The 21,851-nt window shown below is 66.5% G+C and carries 17 protein-coding genes; 3 read left to right on the forward strand and 14 right to left on the reverse strand.

Going from position 1 to position 21,851, the window contains the following annotated elements; genetic code table 11:
- Positions 1-63: 63 nt before the first annotated feature.
- The 10 genes from FB468_RS07055 to FB468_RS07100 form a co-directional block, all read right to left on the reverse strand.
- A complete protein-coding gene (locus FB468_RS07055) occupies positions 64-744 on the reverse strand; it encodes a substrate-binding domain-containing protein (protein WP_141886716.1) in 681 nt (226 codons plus the stop codon).
- Positions 741-1,382, reverse strand: a complete 642-nt coding sequence (locus tag FB468_RS07060) for a class II aldolase/adducin family protein (protein WP_141886717.1) — start codon at positions 1,380-1,382, stop codon at positions 741-743. The genes FB468_RS07055 and FB468_RS07060 overlap by 4 nt, the downstream gene beginning before the upstream one ends.
- Positions 1,379-2,626 carry a 3-oxo-tetronate kinase gene (gene otnK, locus FB468_RS07065; protein ID WP_141886718.1) on the reverse strand — a complete coding sequence of 416 codons (1,248 nt, stop codon included), beginning with the start codon at positions 2,624-2,626 and terminating at the stop codon, positions 1,379-1,381. Before otnK ends, FB468_RS07060 begins: the two co-directional genes overlap by 4 nt.
- Positions 2,623-3,303, reverse strand: a complete 681-nt coding sequence (locus FB468_RS07070) for a hypothetical protein (RefSeq protein ID WP_141886719.1) — start codon at positions 3,301-3,303, stop codon at positions 2,623-2,625. Before FB468_RS07070 ends, otnK begins: the two co-directional genes overlap by 4 nt.
- Positions 3,300-4,106, reverse strand: coding sequence for a hydroxypyruvate isomerase family protein (locus FB468_RS07075; RefSeq protein ID WP_141886720.1), 807 nt, complete (start codon positions 4,104-4,106; stop codon positions 3,300-3,302). Before FB468_RS07075 ends, FB468_RS07070 begins: the two co-directional genes overlap by 4 nt.
- Positions 4,103-5,095: a phosphoglycerate dehydrogenase gene (locus FB468_RS07080; protein WP_246055791.1), complete on the reverse strand. Its 993-nt coding sequence runs from the start codon at positions 5,093-5,095 to the stop codon at positions 4,103-4,105. The genes FB468_RS07075 and FB468_RS07080 overlap by 4 nt, the downstream gene beginning before the upstream one ends.
- Positions 5,092-5,877, reverse strand: coding sequence for an NAD-dependent epimerase/dehydratase family protein (locus tag FB468_RS07085; RefSeq protein ID WP_141886721.1), 786 nt, complete (start codon positions 5,875-5,877; stop codon positions 5,092-5,094). The genes FB468_RS07080 and FB468_RS07085 overlap by 4 nt, the downstream gene beginning before the upstream one ends.
- Before the next feature lie 25 nt (positions 5,878-5,902).
- Positions 5,903-6,676, reverse strand: coding sequence for an MBL fold metallo-hydrolase (locus tag FB468_RS07090; protein ID WP_141886722.1), 774 nt, complete (start codon positions 6,674-6,676; stop codon positions 5,903-5,905).
- Between the two features lie 77 nt (positions 6,677-6,753).
- Complete coding sequence (locus FB468_RS07095; protein ID WP_246055792.1) at positions 6,754-7,419, reverse strand: GntR family transcriptional regulator; 666 nt, start codon at positions 7,417-7,419, stop codon at positions 6,754-6,756.
- A gap of 187 nt (positions 7,420-7,606) precedes the next feature.
- A complete protein-coding gene (locus FB468_RS07100; RefSeq protein ID WP_141886723.1) occupies positions 7,607-10,303 on the reverse strand; it encodes a hypothetical protein in 2,697 nt (898 codons plus the stop codon).
- 279 nt (positions 10,304-10,582) lie between these two features.
- Here FB468_RS07100 and FB468_RS07105 point away from each other — a divergent pair, with 279 nt between their 5' ends.
- Positions 10,583-13,000: an RCC1 domain-containing protein gene (locus FB468_RS07105; protein WP_141886724.1), complete on the forward strand. Its 2,418-nt coding sequence runs from the start codon at positions 10,583-10,585 to the stop codon at positions 12,998-13,000.
- A gap of 11 nt (positions 13,001-13,011) precedes the next feature.
- Here the strand turns inward: FB468_RS07105 and FB468_RS07110 are convergent, their stop codons facing one another.
- From FB468_RS07110 to FB468_RS07125, 4 genes are all read right to left on the reverse strand, one after another.
- The gene (locus tag FB468_RS07110) at positions 13,012-13,644 is read right to left on the reverse strand and encodes a TetR/AcrR family transcriptional regulator (RefSeq protein ID WP_141886725.1); all 633 of its coding nucleotides are present in this window, start codon (positions 13,642-13,644) and stop codon (positions 13,012-13,014) included.
- Between the two features lie 10 nt (positions 13,645-13,654).
- The gene (locus FB468_RS07115; protein ID WP_141886726.1) at positions 13,655-15,841 is read right to left on the reverse strand and encodes a YhgE/Pip domain-containing protein; all 2,187 of its coding nucleotides are present in this window, start codon (positions 15,839-15,841) and stop codon (positions 13,655-13,657) included.
- The gene (locus FB468_RS07120) at positions 15,838-18,573 is read right to left on the reverse strand and encodes a YhgE/Pip domain-containing protein (RefSeq protein WP_141886727.1); all 2,736 of its coding nucleotides are present in this window, start codon (positions 18,571-18,573) and stop codon (positions 15,838-15,840) included. Before FB468_RS07120 ends, FB468_RS07115 begins: the two co-directional genes overlap by 4 nt.
- A gap of 71 nt (positions 18,574-18,644) precedes the next feature.
- Complete coding sequence (locus tag FB468_RS07125) at positions 18,645-19,430, reverse strand: FadR/GntR family transcriptional regulator (protein ID WP_141886728.1); 786 nt, start codon at positions 19,428-19,430, stop codon at positions 18,645-18,647.
- Positions 19,431-19,512: 82 nt separating this feature from the next.
- Between FB468_RS07125 and FB468_RS07130 the strand changes: the two genes are divergently transcribed.
- Positions 19,513-20,409, forward strand: coding sequence for a proline iminopeptidase-family hydrolase (locus tag FB468_RS07130; protein WP_170219652.1), 897 nt, complete (start codon positions 19,513-19,515; stop codon positions 20,407-20,409).
- Positions 20,410-20,435: 26 nt separating this feature from the next.
- Positions 20,436-21,812: an APC family permease gene (locus FB468_RS07135; RefSeq protein WP_170219653.1), complete on the forward strand. Its 1,377-nt coding sequence runs from the start codon at positions 20,436-20,438 to the stop codon at positions 21,810-21,812.
- Positions 21,813-21,851: the final 39 nt, after the last annotated feature.

Below are 21,851 nucleotides of genomic sequence, written 5' to 3' on the forward strand. Positions count from 1 at the left end.
CCACGCCCAAGACTCTGTCGTTTGCCGCCCCGCACCGCGCGGAGTGGAAGCTCTCGCTGTCGGTCACTCTGGGGCGCTGAGGCCCATGCCCGCGAACGCGGCCTGCGCGGGCTCCTCACTGAGGGTCTTCGCGAAGGCCACCGCGGCGGCGGGTGCGCCGACGCGTGCGCCGATCGCGAACCGCCCGTATGCCTGCAGCTCGTGCGGAATCGGGGCCACGATGTGTTCACCCGTGACCGACCGCAGCTCGCTCACCTGCTGGATCGCGACGTCGGCGCGGCCGTCGATGACGGCCTCTGCTGTGAGCCCCGCGGGAAGCCGCACAGCTCGCTCGTCGAGCCGCTCGAGCAGCCCGCGGTCGCTGAGCACCCGCATGAAGTGCAGGCCACTCGCACCCGAAAGCGTGTAGGCGACAGCGCGCGATGCGAGCAGGTAGCGAAGAAATTCATCGGCTCCGCCGCCTGCTGGCGCAGGGGACTCGGGCAGCCGCGCGAAGCCGACCGCGGAGACGGCGATATCGGCAATCGACGCCGGGTCGAGCACTCCCTCGTTCGCAAGCTCCCCGAGTGAGGAGGAGACCCCGAGGAGCAGGTCTGGGCGATCGCCCCCGGCGATCTTCTCGAGCAGCACGGTCGTCGGTTCAAACGTCGCTTCGATGCGCTCCCCCGTCGCTTCTTCGAACGCGGGAATGAGCGTGTCGACGAGCGGTTTGCGGACGACGAGCCCGGAGTACAGGGTGATCATGGGCGGGGCCTTTCGGTCGTCGCTGGCGCCGAGAGCGCCGCGAGCTGCGCTGGCGAGAGCGGGGCGGTGCGCATGCCTGCGGTCAGAAGATAGATCTGGGTGGTGTGCTCGAGCTCTTCCAAGGCGTCAAGGGCCTCGCCGAGGCTCGCGCCGGCAACCACTGGTCCGTGGTTGCGCAGCAGAAGCGCGTGCCCGCTCTCCGCCGCGCGTTCGACGGCCTGCGTCGCGGCCGGGTCGCCCGGCGCGAAGTACGGCAACACCTGCAACTGCCCGACGCGCATCCCGTAGTACGCGGTGAGCGGCGGCAGCGGTTCCGTCGGGTTCAGGTCGGCGAGGCACGAGAGGGCCGCCGCGTGCACGGAGTGCGTGTGCACGATCGCGTGTGTCTGCGGGCGCGCGCGCATCACGGCGACGTGCAAGAACGCTTCTTTCGTGGGCTTCGGGCCGTCGAGGTGACGGCCCGAGCGGTCGAGCACGGAGAGCTCGCTCGCCTCGACCTCGTCGAGGCCGACGCCTGTCGGGGTGACGAGGATCCGTTCCCCCTCGCGCACCGCGAGATTGCCCGTGCGGCCGTGGGTGAGTCCGCGCCTGTGGATCGAGTGCGCGATCCGCTCCAGCTCCGAGCGCGCGCCGCTCACCGGGTACCCCCGGCAAGCGCGACGTCGACGAAGAAGTCTGGGCCACCGAAGTTGCCCGACTTCAGCACGAGGTGAGCGTCGCGTTCGGTGTCGTGAATCCAGGGCGCGCCAACCGCTGCCTCCGCGCCGACGACAGCGGCGGCCGTGCCGAGCTCGCGGATCACGGCGCCGGAGGTCTCGCCGCCAGCGATGAGCATGCGCGTGACGCCGCGCTCCGAAAGCCCGCGCGCGACAATGCCCGCGACGTCTTCATAGAGCTCGCCGACGTTTGGGATACGCGCGTCGCGTTCCGCCGCGGGGCTCGACGAGTAAATCAGCGCCGACGCGTTGCCGGGCTGGGCGTCCCACCACGCAAGCGCGGCGGCGGCCAGGCCCTCCGCGCTGTCGCCCGGCTGCGCGACCACGTGGTGCGAGGCCCCGCCCGCGGCGCGGAACGCGGCGATCTGTTCGAGCGTGCGCCGGGAGCAGCTCCCCGCGATGATCGCGGTGCGGCCCGGCGCGGGCGCGCCAAGCTTACGACCGGAGGCGGGCTCACGCTCGGCGATGGCGCCGACGAGCCCGGCCGACCCCGCGACAAGCGCATGACCATCAACGGCCTCGGCGATGGCTCTGAGGTCTGATTCCTCGAGAGCGTCGGCGATGACGTGGGCGACGCGTCCGGCGCCAGCCGACGTCGCCGCGACGGCGATCGCCGCGGTCACTGCCTCCGCGCCCGCGCGCACTGTTTCGAGCTGCAGCGTGCCGATGCCGCCAGCAATCTGCGGGGCGAGGAGCCGTTCGAGCGAGGAGTCGAGCATGGGCGTGATCGGGTGCTGCGCCATGTGCGTCTCCTGCAGCGGCACCCCGTCAACGAGCAGGTGGCCGTCCACGACCGTGCGTCCGTGAATCGGGGCGGCCGGCGTAGTGACGACGGTGCCGACCCCGAGTTCGGTAGCGAGCGCCTCCGTGACGGGGCCGATGTTGCCCTCCGGCGTCGAGTCGAACGTCGAGCAGTACTTGAAGTAGAACCGGGTCGCCCCGGCACTTCTGAGCGCTCGCAGCGCTTCGAGGCTCGCCTGAACAGCCTCGGCGACCGAAATCGAGCGTGTCTTCAGGCCGACGACGATCGCGTCGACAGTCGTGAGATCCTGCTCGGAGAGGGGCGCTTCCGTGTTGAGCGCCAGTACCGTGCGCAGCCCCGCCCGTCCGAGGGCGGCGGCGACGTCGGTCGCGCCGGTCACGTCGTCGGCGATCACGCCGATCATCGGGCACCGCCCGCAATGATGTCGCGCAGCCTGGCCGCGGCAGCGCTCGGCCCGTCGAGCACCGGAGACGGCGACTGGGAACGCAGCCCCTCAGCGGCCGGCGCGAGTGAGTACTGTGCGAGCACGATCGCGTCGAACAGCCTGCCTGCTTCCGCAGTGGCTCGGGCGATTGCTTCGGAGAGCACCCCGGTCAGCTCGGCCACCGACAGCGGCCGAGCGGCGTCGGCGACAACAATCGGCAGAATCGCTGTGGCGATGCCAGCCGCGTCGAAGGCCTGCTGCAACCGCGCGGAGCTGTCGGCTGCGGCGGCGTCGAGCGAGGCTACGAGCAGCACGGTCGACGGCGCGAGCGCGACCGTCGCATCGAACAGTGGGCCATCCGCGGAGAACACGGCGGCGCCGTCAGCCGCCAGGTCGCGCTCGTCTGCCCTGCTGCCGTACTGCGAGCAGGTGAGCAGCACGCCGTCAGCGCCTCCCTTGAGCGCGGTCTCGATGAGGCCGTCCATGCGCGCCGCGAGCGGCTCACTGATGGTGCCCGGCTGCTCCATATCCTGCAGCAGGCGATCGTCGAGCAGGTTCCACAGGTCGCTCTCCGGCATCGCCGCGCGAATGGCGGTGGCGGCCGGCTCGATCGCGAGCGCCGTCGCGCTCACGAGCGCGATCTTGGGGTTCGTCATCGGGTGATCCTCTCGATCCAGGTGAGGCCCGCGTCGGTGTCGCCGAGCGGGCCGTATTCGCAGCCGATCCAGCCGTCGTAGCCGGTGCGGGCGATCGCCGCGAGCACGCGGTCGTACGCGATCTCCCCCGTGCCGGGCTCCCCGCGGCCGGGGTTGTCGGCGACCTGCACGTGCTTCACGAGCGGGGCGAGCCGCTCGAATCGCTCGATGAGGTTTCCGCGGTCAGTCTGCGCGTGGTAGACGTCGAACAGCACCCCGACGGTATCGGGTCCGACGGCCTCAGCGACGGCGGCCGCGGCCTCCATCGACGCGAGGCCGTAGGCGGGCTGCTCGCGCTTGTTAATGGCTTCGAGCACAATCTGCACGCCCGCGTCGCGCGCGCGCTCGGCTGCCCACCCGATGTTCGTGACGTAGGTCGCGAACGCGAGGTCATGGTCTGCATCGGCAGGCTTCAGGCCCGCCATGACATGCACGATGGGGGTGCCAAGCACCCCGGCGTACTCGAGGGCCCGCTCGACGCCGGCGCGAAATTCTGACCGCGCACCGGGTACATAGGCCGCTCCCATCACCGTTGGTGACCCGGCTGGGCCGGCGGGGGTGTTGATGAGTGCTTGAGTGAGCCCGGCGTCGTCGAGCAGCTCACGCACGCGAACGGCTGGCAGCTCGTAGGGTGAGGCGAACTCGACACCGGTGAACCCCGAAGCCGCCGCAGCGTCGAACCGCGCCTCGAACGCGAGCTCCGTGTACATCCATTTGAGGTTGGCGGCGAGCTTCAGCGGGCCGCCCGTAGACTCGATCCTCATACCGCGGCGCTGCCGTACTCCGGGTTCACCACGAACGCGGGCTGCCCGCCCGCGAGCACGGCGATGACGTTCTCGGCGGCCATGCGCCCCGACTCGCCGCGTGCCTCACGCGTCGCGCCTGCGACGTGGGTGGTTGCGAGGATACCCGGCGTGTGCAGCAGCGGGTTGTCGGCAGACAGCGGCTCTTCCGCGAACACGTCGAGGGCCGCACCCCCAATGATCCCGCCCCGCACGGCTTCGACCAGGGCCGCCTCGTCGACGATGCCACCGCGAGCCGTATTGATGAGAATCGAGTCGCGCTTCATCGTGCTCAGCCGCGCAGCATCGATGAGGTTGCGCGTCGACTCGTCGAGGAACAGGTGCAGCGTCACGAAGTCGGCCTGGGCGAGCACCCCGTCGAGGTCAGCGCGAGTGACGCCATGCTCAGCCGCGAACGCCTCATCGAAGAACGGATCGTACGCGATAACGCTCATGCCAAAGCCCTGCGCGATACGGGCAACAGCCTTGCCAATGGAGCCGAGGCCAAGGATGCCGAGGGTCGCGCCGCGCAACTCGCGGCCCGTGAGCTGCTGCCAGCTCCCCGCCGCGAGGTTTGAGATGTTCTCGGGCACGCGCCGCGCCGCGCCCAGCATGAGCGCGAAGACGTGCTCGGCGACCGCCTGACGATTCGCTCCCGCCGTCACACAGACGGGTACGCCGCACTCGGTTGCGGCGCTCACGTCGACGCTGTCGTAGCCGACGCCGGTGCGCACAAGGATCTGCAGGTCTTCCGCGCACGCAAGATCTGCGGAGGTAAACGGCTGGGTCCCTGCGATCACCGCGCGCACGCCCGTAAGCACCGCTTGGCGCTCGGGCAGCGGCAGGTCAGCGAGGTGTGGCGCGTGTTTGGTCGTCAGGCCAGCGTCGCGCAGCATGGTGTCGACTTCGTCACCCGCTGTGAGGAACGCGGTGGTGATGAGCACATCGACGGATTCGGCAGCGGTTGTCACCAGATCCCTCCTTCGTATTCGGGGGCGGTAAACGCCCCACCGTGGTATCTGGGGGCGGGGGCGCCAAAGTCGACCTCGGACGCGTAGTCTGCCGCGTTGTCCTGCGGCACGAACCCGATCGCGGCCCAACCGGCGTCTGCGTCCCACCACCGGTCGGTGTTTGCCGAGCAGCCGTAGACGACCTGGCAGCCGACCGGCCCGCTTTCGATCGCGCAGCGCGTGAGCTCGATGCCGTCTCGCCAGCTCAACCAGAGCGCGAGCTGCCTCACGTCTTCGGGCTTGGGCCTGAAGGTGCCGATGCGCAGCAGCACCGACTCAACGCCCCACTTGTCGTGGTAGAGGCTCGCGAGGGCCTCCCCGAACGCCTTCGAGACGCCGTAGAACGTGTCGGGCCGAACCGTTGCGGTCTCGTCGAGACGCTCGGATGAGGGGTGAAAACCGATGATGTGGTTCGAGCTTGCAAACACGACACGGCGCACGCCCGCGCGGCGGGCCGCTTCGTAGACGTGGTACGTCCCGTCAATGTTCGCGCTGCGGATGCGGTCGAATGAGGCCTCGTCGGCGACCGCCCCCAGGTGCACAATCACATCGACGCCCTGAGCCGCCGCGGTGAGGGCATCGAGGTTGTCGAGGTCACCGATAACGACTTCCTCGCCGGGAAACAGTGGCTCGGTCGGCTCCGAGCGCACGTACAGCACGACGCGCTCGTAGCGGCCAGCGAGCCCCTCGCGGATGACGCTGCCCATTCGGCCCGCCCCGCCCGTGTAGAGCACAGTAGTCATCTTCGTCCCTTCGTGTTCCGTGGATTCAGCCAATGGAACGGTCTGTCTCGTCGCTCAGTGCGTCAGCGAAGAAGCTGATCTGCGCGCGCTGCTCCCGCACCCGGCGCACCTCACCGCCGTCGAGCGCGAGCCCGACGTCGTGGCCAGGCAGCAACAGGCCCGCGGTGTCACGCATGAGCGAGCGGAGCCTGTCGATCGTCCGCACGCTCGCGTCATCGTCCATCGTCGAGTCGACGCGGGAGGTCGCGAGCTCGTGCACGTTCTTCACGGAATCCCCAGCGAAGACGAGCGGCTGCTCGGTGCGTTCGGTGAAGAAGGCAAGGTGGTGCGGGGTGTGGCCAGCGCTCTCAACAGCGTGAATCCCGGGGATGATCTCCTGTCCCGGCCGCATCCGTTCGACGCCGTCAGTGCGCCGCATGAGCTCTTGGACGTGCAGGTCGGGGATGAACTTGGTGCCGGCCGGCTGCTCGGCAGCCCAGGCGAGTTCGTCTTCACCGACCCAGGTAACAGCGTTCTCGAACATCGTGAAATTCGAGACGTGGTCCCAGTGCATGTGCGTGAGTAGCACGTCAGTCACGTCGCCGGGGGTGAGCCCCAGGCGTTCGAGACCCGCGTGGATGAGTGGGATGTAGGCGGGCTGGCCCGCGTCGATGAGCACACGCCTTGTGCCGTCGTCGAGCAGCCAGAGGCTGCTCCACCCGAACGCGCCGTGTGATGCGGATTTGCCGGGAAACCCCTCGACAAGCGAATGCGCTGTGTACTGACCGGGCACTCCCCCGGTGCTTGCTGCAGTCTGCACCACCACACCTCCTTCGCAATAGTATTCGCTATACTATCTTCAGATATGCCGGGTTGTCCATCCGCCGATTCTGCCCGCTACACGCCGAAGAGTCGCTCGGTCGCTCCCGAGACGTGCAGGCGCATCGCTTCCGCTGCCGCGTCGCCGTCGCCAGCCGCGATCGCTTCAAAGATCGCGTTGTGCTCGGGGGCAGCGTGCCGCGCCCCCGTGCGGCCCAGCTTTGAGAAGAGTCGAAAACGCTGGATCTGGCCGCTCAGCGCACTGTAGGCGAGCTCGAGAAAGCGGTTGCCCGACTGCTCAGCGATGAGGTTGTGGAACCTGTCATCAGACCGCCAGTACATATTGAAGCCTTCGGCTTCCATGTCTGCGGCTTCTGCTGACCGCTCGAACTCCGTGAGGCTCTCGCGCAGCTTTGCAAGAAACTCGGGGGTGGCGCGCAGAGCGGCGTCGTGAGCGAGGCGGGGCTCCAAGACAAGCCGGGCTTCGAGCAACTGCTGCACGTCGGTGCGGGTCATCATCGGGGCGACGCGGTAGCCGCGCAGCGCAACCCGCTCGACCAGCCCCGTGTGCTCAAGCCGGGCGAGCGCTTCGCGCAGCGGAGTCTGGCTCACATCGAGCTCGCGGGAGAGCGCACCGATGTTCAGGCTCTCCCCCGCCCCGCGCTCGCCAGACATGAACTGGTGCAGCAGCACGGTGTACATCTGGTCCGCGATGGGCTGCTTCGCCGTGTTCCGCTCCGTCACACCACACTCCTGTTTCCACGCTGACCTTGGGGCCTAAGTGTCATTCAGCTTACAGGGAGCAGGCAGACAGCACAGGCGCGACACCGCGGGAGGCCGACCGCAAGAGCACCCCCCACGACCGCAATTGAAAAGGGTGATGGGGTAGCCGCCACCCACGCCGCCACTACCCCATCGTGCCTATTTCCGACTAGCGAATCTGGAAGCTTCTCGCGACCTCATTTCCTTCACTCTGGACGAGGATCGTGTAGGACCCAACGCCGAGCTGGATGTCAGTACGGACTGACCACTTGCCTGCACCATCTGCGGTGGTTTCACCGAGGCTCAACCCCGAGACATTCGAGCGAAGCACTACCTTCGCGGCTGGATCTGCCGTTCCCGTAAATGCCACGGGGCCCGGGTTCACCGTTGCGCCCTGCGCCGGTGCCACGACGTCAAGCTGACCCACGACTGGAATGTCCGCGACACGGAAGGTACGCTCCACGGTCTTCGAACCGTTCTTTACGACTACGGTGTACATCCCTGGGGTGAGGGCGCGCTGGGTCTCAGCACTCCAGTTCCCCGCCTGGTTCGCTGTGCCTTCACCGAGCAGCACACCGGAGACGTTCGAACGCAGCTCAACCTTGGCACCCGCATTGGCCGTGCCGGTAAATGTCACCTTGCCAGTTTTGACGGTGCCCCCCGCGGCGGGCGTGGCGACTGCGAGTTGCTCGTTAACACTCGGAGTGGTCGCGACCTTGAACTGTCGTTCGACGGACTGTGTACCTGACTGCACCCGGAAGGCGTAGGTGTCTGCACCGAGCGGGCGGTTGATATCGATTACCCAAGCGCCGCTCCCATTCGCAGTTCCGTGCCCGAGGAGCGCGTGCGTAGTGATAGAACGAATTTCGATCGCCGCGCCCGGGGCAGCGGCCCCGCGGAACGTCACGATTCCAGGAGCCACAGTCGCCTGCTGAGCCGGGCTTGTCACGGTCAGAGGCGCCGCAACTGGCGTGTCACCGACAATAAATGAGCGCTGCACTTCGAGGGTGCCGTTTTTCACGACAATTCGATAGTCGCCCGCTCCGAGCGGTCGGTTTACGTCAGTCACCCAGTTGCCGAGCGAATTCGCAGTGGTCGACCCCAGCAGCGCGCCAGAGACGTTCGAGCGCAACTCGATGCGCGCGCCAGCATTCGCCGTACCGACGAAGGTCACAGTGCCCGGGCGCAGGCGCTCGCCTTGAACGGGAGCCGTTACCTCAAGCTTTTCCTGAACAACGGGTGCTGTCACGACGAAGGAGCGGGCGACCTGCAGCCCACCGTTCTGTACAAGAATCGTGTAGTTTCCTGCGGTGAGCGGGCGGTTCACGTCCGCAGACCAGCGCCCGCTCGCATCAGTAGTGGCGCTGCCAAGAAGGTTTCCGGTGAGATTTGAGCGAAGCTCGACCGTCGAGCCCGCGTTGGCCGTGCCAGCGAACTTTACAACACCGGGGGCGACGTTCGATCCCTGTACCGGCGTGAGCACGTCAAGCTCCTCACCCGTCACTCCGACGTTGATCTCAACGCTCGCCGTGGTGGTGTTGGCGCCGCGGCCCCGCTGCTCAACGACAAAGAGCGCGTTCTTGTGAGCGACACTGTTCAGTTCAATTGTCCAGACACCATTCGATGCGACCGTTGCGCTTCCCTGGACCCCCGTCACGCCGCGTTGGGTCAGCGAGACCAACCCGCCGGCAACGCCGTGCCCCTGGAAACGGAGTGGGCCACCACCATGCACCTGACCACTGACCGGGGTCGCGATCGTTACGGCAGCCCCGAAGTCGATCTGCACGGAAGCGCTGCCGGCGTCCTTGCCATCGACAATCTGGCGTGCCGCGTAAGACTGCACCCCACCCGCGTGCGGGGGCGCCACGTCAAACCGGTAGGCGCCTGTCGCAGCATCGGAGATGCCTGATGCCACGAGCGCGTTGCCCCGCGTAATCTCCACGGTCGCTCCGGGGTGGGCTGTGCCCGAGATCGAGGCGAAGGACGAAAGATCGTTCGAGAATTCAGCTCGCGCCGACAGCGGAGCAATCTCGAGCCTCACGGTAACACTGGCACTGCTGGTGCGTACCCCGTCCTCAAAGTAGTCAACTCGCACACTATTGTCACCGAAGGCCAGCTGGGCCACGCTCCCCGACCACGTACCGTCAGCCGCGATGCGCACCGACGAACCACCGTTGAGCGTCACCTCACCACCAGGCTTTCCGGTGCCTGAGATGACGGCCGACCGATTGGGGGCGTCAACTGACTTCAGCTGAGCCGAGAACTCGGGGTAATCGGGTTTCGAAGGCTGGAGCAGCGAGAGCCTCAGGGTGGAGGCCCCCATCACCCTGTTCGTTGCGTGCAGCGGCGGCTCCCCGTCCCACTGAGTCCGCCTGACCCCGTGAAGCCCATACCCAGTGTCAACGGCCACCAGTTGAGCGTTCTCGCGCAATCGGAATTGCTGCTTCACATCCCCATTGCACGACATCATGACCATGGGTTCAGTCTGTGTAAGACATCGCCCGTCGGCCGAGCGAACCTCCCCGGCACGACCCAAGCCCGGGAACGTATAGAAGCCGAATTGGGCAGAACTATTCACCAAAGCATCGTCGTAGTATCGCTGATCGTCGAGGGTCTGCACGAACGTCATCCCTTGCGGCGCCGGGTAGACGTAGTACGAACGGCCCTCGCCTGCGATCACAAATTTTCCCTCGAGCCGCTCGGCATTCAATACTGCGGCGGGAATCTCCTGGCCCGCCACACGCTCGATCTGCGACGGCGCTGCGGGTTCCTCCGCAAAGGCAGCGCCCGCCCCGACTCCAGTGAAAGCGACGAGCGCGGTGGCCATTCCGGCAGTGACACGTCGAAATCTCTTGTGTTGTGACATTACTCACTTCTCTCATCTAGTGGGCGCGACAGCGTCAACGCCTCAAGCTCGCCGGCTCGGCGAGAGCGGACACTCCGGGCGATCCGCGCCCCTAGTATTCATACATTCTGAAATTTTGTCAACGTGACTTGCTCGCCTTCTGCCAAGGCGTGAACAACACGTATACGTAGGCTTTTTTCAAGCACGCGTAGGTTTGCGCACCAGGTTGCGTAGAACGGGCCCAAACTCATAGTTCCTCCCGCCACCTCGGATTGACTGGGTACAACGAAGGGGGCCACCATGAGGCAGCACACAGATCGCGGCGCACACACGCAGCGCACCGTCGCGAAGCGCGTCGGCATGGGCCTTGCGGCTTGCGCAGCACTCGTCGTCGCCGCCCTGGGGGTCACCTCAACCATGGTCGGCGCAGTCTCAACTGACAGCTCCACTGTCCACAACAGTCGGTTTGCGAAGTCGCTCCGAATTGACGCCGGGGTATACAACCTCGAGGCAACACCCGAGACTGGCGATGCGTTTGGCCCGGGCGCTGCGAGCGGCGTAGTTTCGTTCGCGACGCAGGCCGCGGCCGAGGAGCCCCTTTCGCTCGGTGTCGGCGACCAAATCGACACCGTCGTAGCGCTGCCAGCTGGTGTGCGACCGGTCGATCTACCGGCACCCGAAGCAGGCGACGGCTTCACCCGCGCTTGGACCAGCGCTGAGGCTGAGGGGCGACACACTGTGCGCGCTACCACGACCATCACCCATGACAGGCCTGTCTCCCTTCCCGCCGCGTCATTCGCCATCGAGAGCGAGATCGCGGCCGTTGTACCGGAAGAGGCTCTCACCATTCGGTCGACGACCGAAACCTCCGATGGGCTCACCAGCCTGCACCCGGACGACAGCGCCATCATGCCGATGGCCTGGAATGTGAAGACGGGTGTTTACGGGCTCGATGTGACAGGAACCTCGCCAGCAACAATGCAGGTTCAGGCCTCGACACACCCTGAAAGCAGCGGCGAAGACCTCTATCTTCGCCGCGGCGACGCCGTAGCCACCACCTTCACGCTGCCAAGCGGCGTCACCCCCGGTCAGCTTCCAGAAAGCACTACGGACAACGGCTTCGAAACCGTCTGGTCGAGCTCTTCCACAGGGGGCGTCTCGACCGTCACCGTCGCCCAGACCGCAACGGCACCGCGAACCACGCTCGAACAACAACTCCACTCGATTCCTGTCGAGGTCTCGAGCGACGCGTGGCTAGAGGGGTACACAGTGGCCGCCTCCATCGCTCTCCCCGAGCGTTTTCTGAGCAACCAGGTTCGCAGCGAGGCGCAGATCCCAGGGCGGCTCCTGGGCCAAGCTCCGCAGCGTATCGCCGCGGGCGGCGGCCACTCAACCGCTCTCGGCGCTGACGGCGAAACCGCATTCGGATGGGGCGCGAACCGCTTTGGGCAAGCTGGAACCGGATCGAGCGCTGCCGTGGAATCCGCTGTCACGCCACTTGACATGCGAGGTGCGACCCCGTTCAAGCAAGTCTCCGCTGGAGCAGACCACACGCTGGCGCTGGGATTCGACGGCCACATCTACGGATGGGGAAGCGACGAGCAGGGCAAGACCGGCATAGACAAGTTCTCGCAGCACTACAAGTCCCCACTGCCAGCAGTGCCCTACCGCGGGGTGACTTACACCCAGGTTTCTGCAGGAGCACAGCACTCGCTCGCCCTCGACACCGACGGCCGAATCTGGGGCTGGGGCTCGGGAGCGGAGGGCGCCACCGGCTCGAGGGCAGAACCGAACGGGTATCTCGCGCCCTCCTTGCTTGAGCAGCCGAAAGGACTGAAGTTTGTCTCGGTAGAGGCCGGAAGCCAGTCAACGTACGCCATTGATACCGAGGGCCGGGTCTGGGTCATGGGCACCAACCGGCAGGGCCAATTGGGCCTCGGACAGTCTGTGCGTAAGACCAACACGCTCACGCAGCTGCCGATGCCAGGTGACGCCCGAATCGTCCAGATCGCGGCAAACAGTAGTTCGAACGCGCAACAGACCCTTGCGCTCACGGACACCGGTGAGATCATCGCGTGGGGCCTCAACGAGGCAGGCGAAGCAGGGCTCGCACTTGATGGTTCGACCTCGTCAATTTACTGGGAGCCGAAAAAGATTCAGCAGCCTGAGGGCGTGCGCTTCGTCAAGCTTGCTGCCGGCGAGGGCCGCTCCATGGGCCTCAGCACCCGCGGCCAGGTGTACTCCTGGGGCGCTCAGGCGCTCGGCTATGAGGCTCCTGCGCAGTCCTCGTTGCCTCTTCTCGTACCGCTCCCCGCGATTCCAGGTGGGTACACCGACATCGCGGCAGGACAAATCCACTCGTTCGCGCTCGGAGCGAACAATGAGCTCTACGGTTGGGGCTGGCAAACTGACGGTCGGCTCGGAAACGCCAAGCAGGGGCTTCAGGCCACGCCGATCCTTATCGAGCTTGATGCAGCGGCCAAGACAGCGAGCACTCTCGCCGAAGAACCAACGCCCGGCGAAGAACCCGTTCTCGACGACGGCGCAGATGCAGCCGGTGACATCAGCGACACAGAGGGAAACGAAGAGCCGTCTGCCGACGAGACGTCACCGGGCGTCGAAACCCCGGACGCCCCGGCTGCGGAGGCAACGGAAAGTTCGCACAAGCCCCTCGGGCGCACACCCGGAGTAGCCGGCCGCGAATCCCCAAGCGAGTAGCACCGGGCGCCTCAACTTGCCCCGGTAACGACCTCGGGGTGTGAGCCCAGCAGGCTTTCCTGTTCGCGCCACGACAGCCCAGCGATGCTCAGTACGACTTTGATCACGGTCGTCGCGTCAGCGCCAGCAACCACCCGATCATCGCGGAGAGCGGCCTTCGCAGCTTCCTCGATGAGCAACGCGAGCACATCTGCCGCCAAGTCCGCGCGGAGTGTGCCCGAGTCGATCCCTTCGAGAGTGACCGTCGAAAGTCGTTTTCGAAGGGCAGCAAACGCCTCAGCAGACTCTCGCCGGTACTGCTCGACCGAAGCGATGTTCACTGAGGCGCGAACGGTGAGCTGCGCCCGCCACAACCCAGTCGCAAGTTGCGCGAGGGCAAGGCGTGCGTCAGAACTCAGCGCGTCGCCCTCAGCGATCGCGTCGAACTCGCGGGCCCCGTCAGCGATCACCTCGCGAACAAGCGCGTCGCGGTCTGGGAAGTGCCCGTACACCGCCCGCCGGGTGAGCCCGGCGGCCTGCGCGATGGTGTCGAGCGAGGCCGCGGCGTTCTCCGCGATTGCCGCGCGGGCGGCGCGCAAAAGTAGCTCGCGGTTCTTCGTCGCATCTTTCCTGCGGCCGTCGAGCGGCGTTTCCTGTATCGACATGCTCAGGCCGTCACATCAGCTTCGTTGACTCGAGTGCATCCATGAGCTTCCGGTTGAACGGGATCATGGGCCGCCGCAGCACGAGCCCGAGTAGCAGGGCGGGGACGACGAAGAGCAGCAGCATCCCGAGCGCGATCCAGAAGTCGCCGCCGTAGACACCGGCGACCGCGGCGCGCAGCGCCTGGATCGCGTAGGTCGCTGGGAGGAACGGGCTGATGTTCTGGAACCACTGAGGGAGCAGCTCCAGCGGGTACGCGCCGCCAGATCCAGAGATTTGGATCACGAGCAAGAGCACCGCGAGCGCCTTGCCCGCGTTACCGAACGCGACAACGAACGTGTAGATGATGATCGTGAAGACGAGCGAGATCACCCACCCCGCGAGAATGAGTAGCAGCGGGTGCGCCGGTTCGATCTGCACGAAGAGCACGAGCCCGAGCGTGAGGACGGTGCTCTGGGCAAGCCCGACAAGCGCGAAGACGCCGTAGCGCCCCAGATACTTCTGGGTCGGAGTGAGTTCTGGCCGGTCTGGCAGCGACTCCTCGTTCACGTCGACGCGGATGGTGACGGTCATGAGCAGCGCCCCGACCCACAGCGCGAGCACGCTGTAGAGCGGCGCCATGCCCGCGCCGAACCCGACGATTGGGAACACCGCGGTGCGTTCGACCCGCAGGGGCTCGGCGAGCGAGGTCGCAAGCACGGCTGGGCCGGCGCCGATGATCTCAGAGATCTCGCTGAGGTCGCCGGTGTCGGCGGCCTTCGCGATCGCGCGCTGCAGCTCGCCAAACTTGTCGGCGGTCTCGTTCAGCGAGGTCGCGAGCTTCGTCGTGGCCTCGCCCGACTCGGTGAGCACCGTGCGGACGGAGCCGGCGGCGCCAGCGAGCCCCGACGAAGACCCGGCAAGGCTGTCGCGGATGCCGGCGATGTCGCCGCTGATCGTGTCGAGCGTGCCGGCGAGGGCGTCGAGCTGCGGCTTCAGACCCGAGGCGTACGCGTCCTTCGCGTCGGTCACCGCTTTCTTAGCTTCGGCCACCGCCGCGGCGATGGCGTCGTGCGACTCCTGCGCGGATCCCGATCCGTTCGCAATATCTGCCGCCGACTGGCGCATGCGGTCGCGCACGCCCTCCTGCCGAGCGATCGACTCGTCGAGGCTCGTCAGCACGCGGGCAAACCCGGCCTGGCCCGACTCGGGTACGAGCGGCTGCACCTCGTCGACGAGCTTCTGCTTGAGGGCGGTTGTCTGGTCGATTTGCACCTGCACCGAGTCGGCGAGGGAGTTCAGCGCGGCCGCCTGGCTGCCACCGACCTTCCCCGCCTGTGCATAGAGCTCGTCGATTCGCGCCGCGACGGCATCGTAGCTGCCCGCCGTCGCGCCGAGCGCGTCGACGAGCGACTGGGTCGCGCCCTGCAGCGCCCCCTTCAGGTCTCCGACCGCGGCCGAGCCGCTGCCAAGCGCCGTCGAGCTGTCGTCAAACGCGGCACCGGCGGCCGAGACAAGCGACTCGGCACTGTCGACGAGCGGCACGCTCGATTCGACGAGAGCGCTAAGCGTTTCGGCGGTACGGGCCCCGCCGCGCAGTTGCGTCGCGATGTTCCCGATCCGCGACTCGACGCGAGTGAGCGCCGCCTGCGTGTTGTCGTCGGTGAGATAGTCGGAGACCGACGAGACGAGGCTGAGCGCGACCTCGCTCAGCGTCACAGTGAACGCCTCGCTAATCTGCGACGACACCCCCTCGGCGCCCTGCTCGGTGATCTTCGGCGCGAGGGCGTTCTTCTTCTCGTTCGTGTAGAACTTGATGCTCGTCCGGTCCGCCCCGTCCGCGTAGAACGTGAGCATGTCAGAGCTGAACGAGGGGGGAAGCACGATCGCGGCGTAGTACGCGCCCGACTTCGTGCCGTCGATCGCGTCTTCCTTCGTCGTGATGACCCAGTCGAGCCCGTCGTTCGCGCGCAGCTCCGAGAGCACCTGCTCGCCGACGTTGATCGGGATGGGCATGAGGTCGCTCTGGAAACCGGCATCAGTGCTCGCGACGGCGACCTTCAGGTTGCTTGTGTTTGCGAACGGGTCCCAGCTCGCGATCACGTTGAACCAGGTGAACAGCGACGGGATAATCACGAGGCCGAAGAGCACGATCGACGCCATCACGTTGCGGGTCGCGTGGCGCAGGTCGCGCCTCATGAGGCTCAGTACGTTGTTCATGCGCGCGGCCCTCCCTCGCTTGTGTCGGTCGTATCGTTTGTCTGCTCGGGTGCGTCGCCGAAGAGCTCGGCCATCACGTCATCGATGTCTTCGCCCTGCGACGGCGCGTCACCTCCCGGGCTCGCGGCCCCGCTCACCGCGAGCGGCACCGTCTCCGGCAGCGCGGTGGCGAGCGCCATTTCAGGATCGGTGTGCAGCCCCGTGCGGTCGGTGAGCACGGCGTCGCGCAGCTCGTCGTCGTCGAGCGTCGCAACCTCCCGGGCGTGCAGGAAGCTCTGCTTGATGTACTCGATGACGACGAGGAAGCCCATGATGATGAGGCACCAGAGCACCCACACCCCGAGCAGCGGGGCCTTGCCGCCCGGCAGCGCCCACGCGATCACCCCGATCACGACCATGCCGACCGCGCCCACGATGAGGGTGGCTCGCAGCATCGCCGGGTAGTGCTGGGTGAAGGGCTTCGCCCTCCGCTCGAGGTCTTCGCGGTACTCGCCCCGGTTCTGCATCGCGTGAATCACGTCGCTCAGGCGGTAGCCCGACCCGACGACCTGCACCTTTTCGCCGATGAGCAGATCGGTCGACGCGATCTGGCGGTTGAAGAGCAGGTTGAAGTTCGCGAGGCGGCGGCGCAGCACGAGCCCGAGCACGATGGCGAGCAGACCCATGAGCGCGAGCACTCCGACGAAGCGCCAGTAGTGGCCACCGTAGAACCCGGCGATGGTCTCGCGCATCGCGTCGATGCCGTACGAGAACGGCAGGAACGGGTAGATGGCGCGGAAGAAGCCCGGCATGAGTTCGATCGGGTAGAGCCCCGAGGCGCCAGGGATCTGCATGATGACGAGCAGCACACAGAGCCCCCGCCCAACGTGCCCGAAGGCGACGGAGAGCGCGTAGATGATGCTCACATAGACCAAGGCTGTGAACACGCCCGTCGCGACGTAGGCCACGGCGCTCACGGTCTGGATCCCGATCACGAGGTTGCCGATACACACGATGAGCGCTTGGAGCGCGGCGAGCGTCGCGAGCAGGAAGAACCTGCCGAAGTAAGCCTGGCGCACGGTAACCTCGCGCAAGCCCTCGGTGTCGACCTCGATCTTAAAAATGACCATGAGCACGAACGCGCCGATCCACAGCGACAGGTTCGTGAACAGCGCCGCCATCGCGGAACCGTACGCGTTGATTGGGAAGACGACCTGCTCGTCGACGGTGACGGGCGACGCGACGAACTCGGCGATCTGCGCGGGTTCGAGCCCGGTGAGGGTGTTCAGCGTTCCCCACTCTGACGCGGCCCCGAGCGCGAGCACGTCGGCGCGCGCCGTCGTGACTCCGCCCCGAATACCGTTCAGGTCAGCCTTGAAGCTGTCGAGCGCCTCGCCCGTCGAGCCGAGCTGGGTATCGATGCCGCCGAGCAGCGAGTCAGCCTGCTCAAGCACAGCCTGCTGCGCGGTGAGGGCCGACGCGAAGGCGCCCGCGCTCGCTGACAGCTGCGACATCGCTGCGTTGAGCGTCGGCACCGTGCTGCTGAGCACCTGCCGCATCCCCGCGGCCGCGGTGCGCGTATCCTTCATAGCTTGGCTCAGCGCGGTCGACGCATCGGAGACCGCTTGCAGGGCGCCGGACGCGTCGGTGTTCGCCTGCTGGAGCTTCCCCAGCACCTCGCCGTGCGCCGCGTTCTGCGCTTTGAGCGCGTCGAGGGCGCTCTGGAGCTGCCCAACCACGGGCGAGGTCGGGTCAGCCTGGTCGACGAGATCCTGCAGCTGCGCGATGGCCTTGTCATTCGCGTCGATGACGGCCGTGATCTCGGTGATCGACGCGTCGATGCGCACGTTCGCCTGCTTCAGCTGCTGCGTGAGCTCGGCGACCGACGCGTTCGCCGAGCCGGCCGCGTCCGCAAGCGCCGTGGTCCCCGTGAGGTAGGCCGAGGTCGCGGCGTCACCGAACGCGACGACCTGCTGCTGCGTCTCAGCAACGATCGCCTGCGCCTGGCGTACGCCGACCTGCACGTCTCCGAGCGTCGCGCCAACGTCAACGAGTGTTGCCCGCGTCGAGGCGAGCGAGTCGCGCGATGTATCGAGGCCCTGGCGCATCTTGTCGATGTTCTTGTCAGCCTCGTCGAGTGTCTTCGTCGTGCGGTCGAAGGCATTGAGTGTGTCGTTGCGGGCGTTCAAGAGCTTGAGCTCGACCGAATCGCCCGCGTCTTTCACGGCCTCGGTCGCGGCTTTCGCGACCTGCTCTTTGAAGGCGCTCGTGATCTGCTTATCGAGGGTTGACGCGCCGACGTCGGTGATCTTCGGCGCGATGGCGCTTGCCTTCTCGTTCACGAAGTACTGGAGCGCGGGCTGCGTGAAGTCGCCAGAGGTCATGCTGAGGAGGTCGCTGCTGAAGTCTTCTGGGATGACGATGGTCGCGTAGACGTCGCCGCGCTTGACCGCTTCTTTGGCCTTCGCCTCGCTCATGAACTGCCAGCCCAACTGGTCGTTGGCCTTCAGCTGGTCGACGACCTGGTCGCCGATGTTCACCTCGCCCGTGAGCTCAGACTTCGCGCCAGAGTCGAGGTTCGCGACGGCGATGTTGACGTTCGCGGTGTTTGCGTACGGGTCCCAGAACGCGTTGATGTTGAACCACGCGTAGAGGGCAGGCGTGATGAGGATACCGATGACGATAACCCAGCTTTTCCGCTGTCGGGCGAGCCGCCCGACGTCTCTCCGAAAGATATTCCAACTTTGCCGCACCGAAACAGTGTACCCGATACTTGCACATCGCTGTGCAAGTTGTTTTTGCGGCGGGCGAACCTGTCGCCCGGTCAGGTCACCGTGCCGCTTGCTCGGGCGTCGCGGAGTGCATTCTCGAGGTGCTCACGGTTAATTCGCGCGTGCACCCTCCCGACCTCGTGCGCGCGCGGCGAATCGCCTGCCGAAATCGCCTCGAACAGGAGCTCGTGGTCGCGAAGCGCGCGCGCCTCCATATCGCGCCGGCCACGTTCGCTCCCCCACGGGTGCGCCGGCGCCGAGAGGTGGATTTGGGATTCGAGCGAGAACAACAGCCCGGCGAGCGCCGGGCTGTTGGCAGCTTCGGTAATCGCGAGGTGAAACGCCTCGTCGGCCTTCTGGGCAGCGCGGCCTGACTCGGCTTCACGGTACCCGTCGAGGCGCTCGCGAAGCACCTCGACGTCCGCCGCGGTGCGCCTATCTGCCGCGGCCGCTGCGATCGCTCCGTGCATCCACGTTTGCGCTTCGTGCTGATCAATCAGCCGATCCCACGTCGCCGAAAGCACCCTCGCGATCGACGCGCGGGCATCGTCAGTCGTGGGTTCGACGACGAAGTTGCCACCGCCGCGGCCCTGCTGTTTGCGAATGAGCCCGAGCCCCACGAGCCGCTCAATTGCCGCGCGCACGGTCACCCGACCGACGCCGAGCATTGCCGCGAGTTCGCGCTCCGCCGGGAGACGAGCGCCAGGAAGATAGTCCCCCACAGCAAGCGCCGTAACGAGCCGGTCGGCAATCTCGTCAGCGAGCGTCTGCGCCGGCCCGGTCTCCACGCGAGCAGAGACGAGCTGCCGCCCACCACGCTGGTCCGCCTCGAATGCCATAGCTCCATTAACCCACACTCAAAAGGTCTCATGATGGAACCTTTTGTGCAATGATGTGTCTATCACGATCAAAGGAGTTCCTGTGCCGCACGGCCCCACCGCCTCCACCACTGTCGAGAACGGCCTCGCCCCAACCCCGCACGGCGGCCTCTGGTACCAGCTCACCAGCCCGGCGCAGCCCACCGCCGCCACCGGGCCCGCACCGCTGCCCATCGTCCTGCTCCACGGTGGGCCCGGGTCGCCGAGCGACTATCTCGCGCCGCTCGACGCACTCTCAGCAGACCGCCCGGTGCTCCGCTACGACCAGATCGGTTGCGGGCGTTCCGACGCAGCGGGTGATAACACTGCCTGGACAGTCGACGCGCACGTTGACCACCTCGACAGGCTCACCCGTCACCTCGGGTTCGACCGCTTCCACCTCTACGGTCACTCGTGGGGCGGCATGCTTGCGCTCGCATTCCACGAGGCGCAGCCTCATCGCGCAGCTTCGCTGACGCTGGCGAGCCCCCTCGTCGACACCAAGCGGTGGGTCGCAGACGCCGCGATACTCATCGCCGAGCTTCCCGCGCCCCACCAGGCAGCCATCACAGCGGGGCCTGAGCACGCCGGCTACGCCGCCGCGGAGGCCGAGTTCTACAGGCGCCACTTTTGCAACATCGAGCCGTGGCCCACGCCGATCCAGGAGTCAGACGCCGGCCAGAACGCGCTGGCCTACAACGCCATGTGGGGGCCGAACGAGTTCACCCAGACCGGCAACCTTCGCGACGAAGACCGCTCCGGCGTCGTGCGCGACCTCACCATCCCGAACCTGTGGCTGACGGGGGCCGACGACGAGGCCCGCCCCGAAACCATCCGTGCGTTCGCTGCGCTGAATAGCCACAGCTCAGTGCACGTGTTCCCCGGGGGGACTCACTCGGTGCACCTTGAGCAGCCAGGCCCCTATCTCGCAGAGCTCAGAGCCTTTCTGCGCAACAACTAACCACCCCTCACAGAAAGCACACTGCAATGACGCACGCCTCCCCCGCTGACGCCCCCGAGGGCGCCACCTCGCTCGAGGACCTCGGCTACGCCCAAGAGCTCAGGCGGTCGATGTCGCTGCTCGACGTCGTCGTCTACGGTCTCATCTACATGGTGCCGATGGCGCCGCTCGCCGTCTTCGGCATCATCTACAACTTCTCGGGCGGCATGCCCGCCCTCGTCTACCTGGTCGCCGCCTTCGCGATGCTGTTCAGCGCGCTCAGCTACAAGGAGATGGCGAAGCGCTTCCCGGTCGCCGGGTCGGTGTACTCGTACGTTCGTCTCGGTATCAACCGGTTCTTCGGGTTCATCGCTGGCTGGGCGATCCTGCTCGACTATCTGCTTCTGCCTGCGCTACTCTCGGTGTTCGCGGCGGCCGCGATGGTGACCGTCGTGCCGGGCGTACCCGAGTTCGTCTGGATTATCGTGTTCGTCGTGCTCGCTGCGGCAATCAACCTGCGCGGCATCACGCTCACGGCGGGCATAAACAAGATCTTCCTGGCGATCCAGGTTGTCGTCCTCGCGATCTTCGTCGTCGGGGCGCTCGTCGCCGTCGCCGAGGGGCGCGCGGAGTTCTCACTGGCGCCGATCTTCCAGGCGCAGGAGTTCTCATGGGCGATCGTGTTCGGGGCCATCCCGATCGCAGCCTTGAGCTTCATCGGTTTTGACGCGATCTCAACGCTGAACGAGGAGGCGAAGGGCGGGGGCGCAACGGTCTCTCGCGCAACGATCATCGTGCTCATCGCGGTGACGTTCCTGTTCGTCGTGCAGGTCTACCTGGCCGCCCTGTTCGTCCCAACCGGCACGACGTTTGCGTCGGGTGGCGCGACGAACAACGCGTTCTACAACATCGCCGGCGAGATCATCGGGCCGTGGTTCAAGATCCTTATCACCCTCACCTCGGCCCTCATCGCGATCTTCGCCAACTCGATCGCCTCGCAGGCGACCTCGAGCCGCCTGGTCTTCAGCATGGCCCGCGACGGCCAGTTGCCTCGCGTCTTCGCGCGCGTGAGTGATCGCCAGGTTCCACGCAACGCGATGCTGCTCATCGCTGGGCTCTCGCTCGTTGTCGGCATTCTTGGCACGACCGAACAAGAGCTCCTCACGACGCTCGTCACGTTCGGCGCGCTCACCGCGTACATCCTGCTCAACATCGCCGTCATCGTCCACTTCGGCCTCAGAGCCGCGGGCCGCAACGTCTTTCTCCACTGGGTCTCCCCGATCATCGGCACCGCCGTACTCGGGTACGCGCTCTGGAACGCGAATGTGAACGCGCAGCTCATCGGTCTCGGCTGGCTCGGGCTTGGGGCGCTGCTCGCGGGCTACTGGGCGTTGCGCGCAAGACGCGAGCGCGCGGCAGCCTAGCCGCCTCACGCGGGGCCTCTCCGGCACCGTGTTGCAGTG

It is taken from the genome of Leucobacter komagatae, from assembly GCF_006716085.1.
GTDB classification, from domain to species: domain Bacteria; phylum Actinomycetota; class Actinomycetes; order Actinomycetales; family Microbacteriaceae; genus Leucobacter; species Leucobacter komagatae.

Bases quoted from the DNA above. Each gene is read 5' to 3' on its own strand.
- FB468_RS07055 (WP_141886716.1), bottom strand. From the start codon at position 744: ATGATCACCCTGTACTCCGGGCTCGTCGTCCGCAAACCGCTCGTCGAC.
- otnK (WP_141886718.1), bottom strand. From the start codon at position 2,626: ATGATCGGCGTGATCGCCGACGACGTGACCGGCGCGACCGACGTCGCC.
- FB468_RS07070 (WP_141886719.1), bottom strand. From the start codon at position 3,303: ATGACGAACCCCAAGATCGCGCTCGTGAGCGCGACGGCGCTCGCGATC.
- FB468_RS07075 (WP_141886720.1), bottom strand. From the start codon at position 4,106: ATGAGGATCGAGTCTACGGGCGGCCCGCTGAAGCTCGCCGCCAACCTC.
- FB468_RS07085 (WP_141886721.1), bottom strand. From the start codon at position 5,877: ATGACTACTGTGCTCTACACGGGCGGGGCGGGCCGAATGGGCAGCGTC.
- FB468_RS07100 (WP_141886723.1), bottom strand. From the start codon at position 10,303: ATGTCACAACACAAGAGATTTCGACGTGTCACTGCCGGAATGGCCACC.
- FB468_RS07105 (WP_141886724.1), top strand. From the start codon at position 10,583: ATGAGGCAGCACACAGATCGCGGCGCACACACGCAGCGCACCGTCGCG.
- FB468_RS07110 (WP_141886725.1), bottom strand. From the start codon at position 13,644: ATGTCGATACAGGAAACGCCGCTCGACGGCCGCAGGAAAGATGCGACG.
- FB468_RS07115 (WP_141886726.1), bottom strand. From the start codon at position 15,841: ATGAACAACGTACTGAGCCTCATGAGGCGCGACCTGCGCCACGCGACC.
- FB468_RS07125 (WP_141886728.1), bottom strand. From the start codon at position 19,430: ATGGCATTCGAGGCGGACCAGCGTGGTGGGCGGCAGCTCGTCTCTGCT.
- FB468_RS07135 (WP_170219653.1), top strand. From the start codon at position 20,436: ATGACGCACGCCTCCCCCGCTGACGCCCCCGAGGGCGCCACCTCGCTC.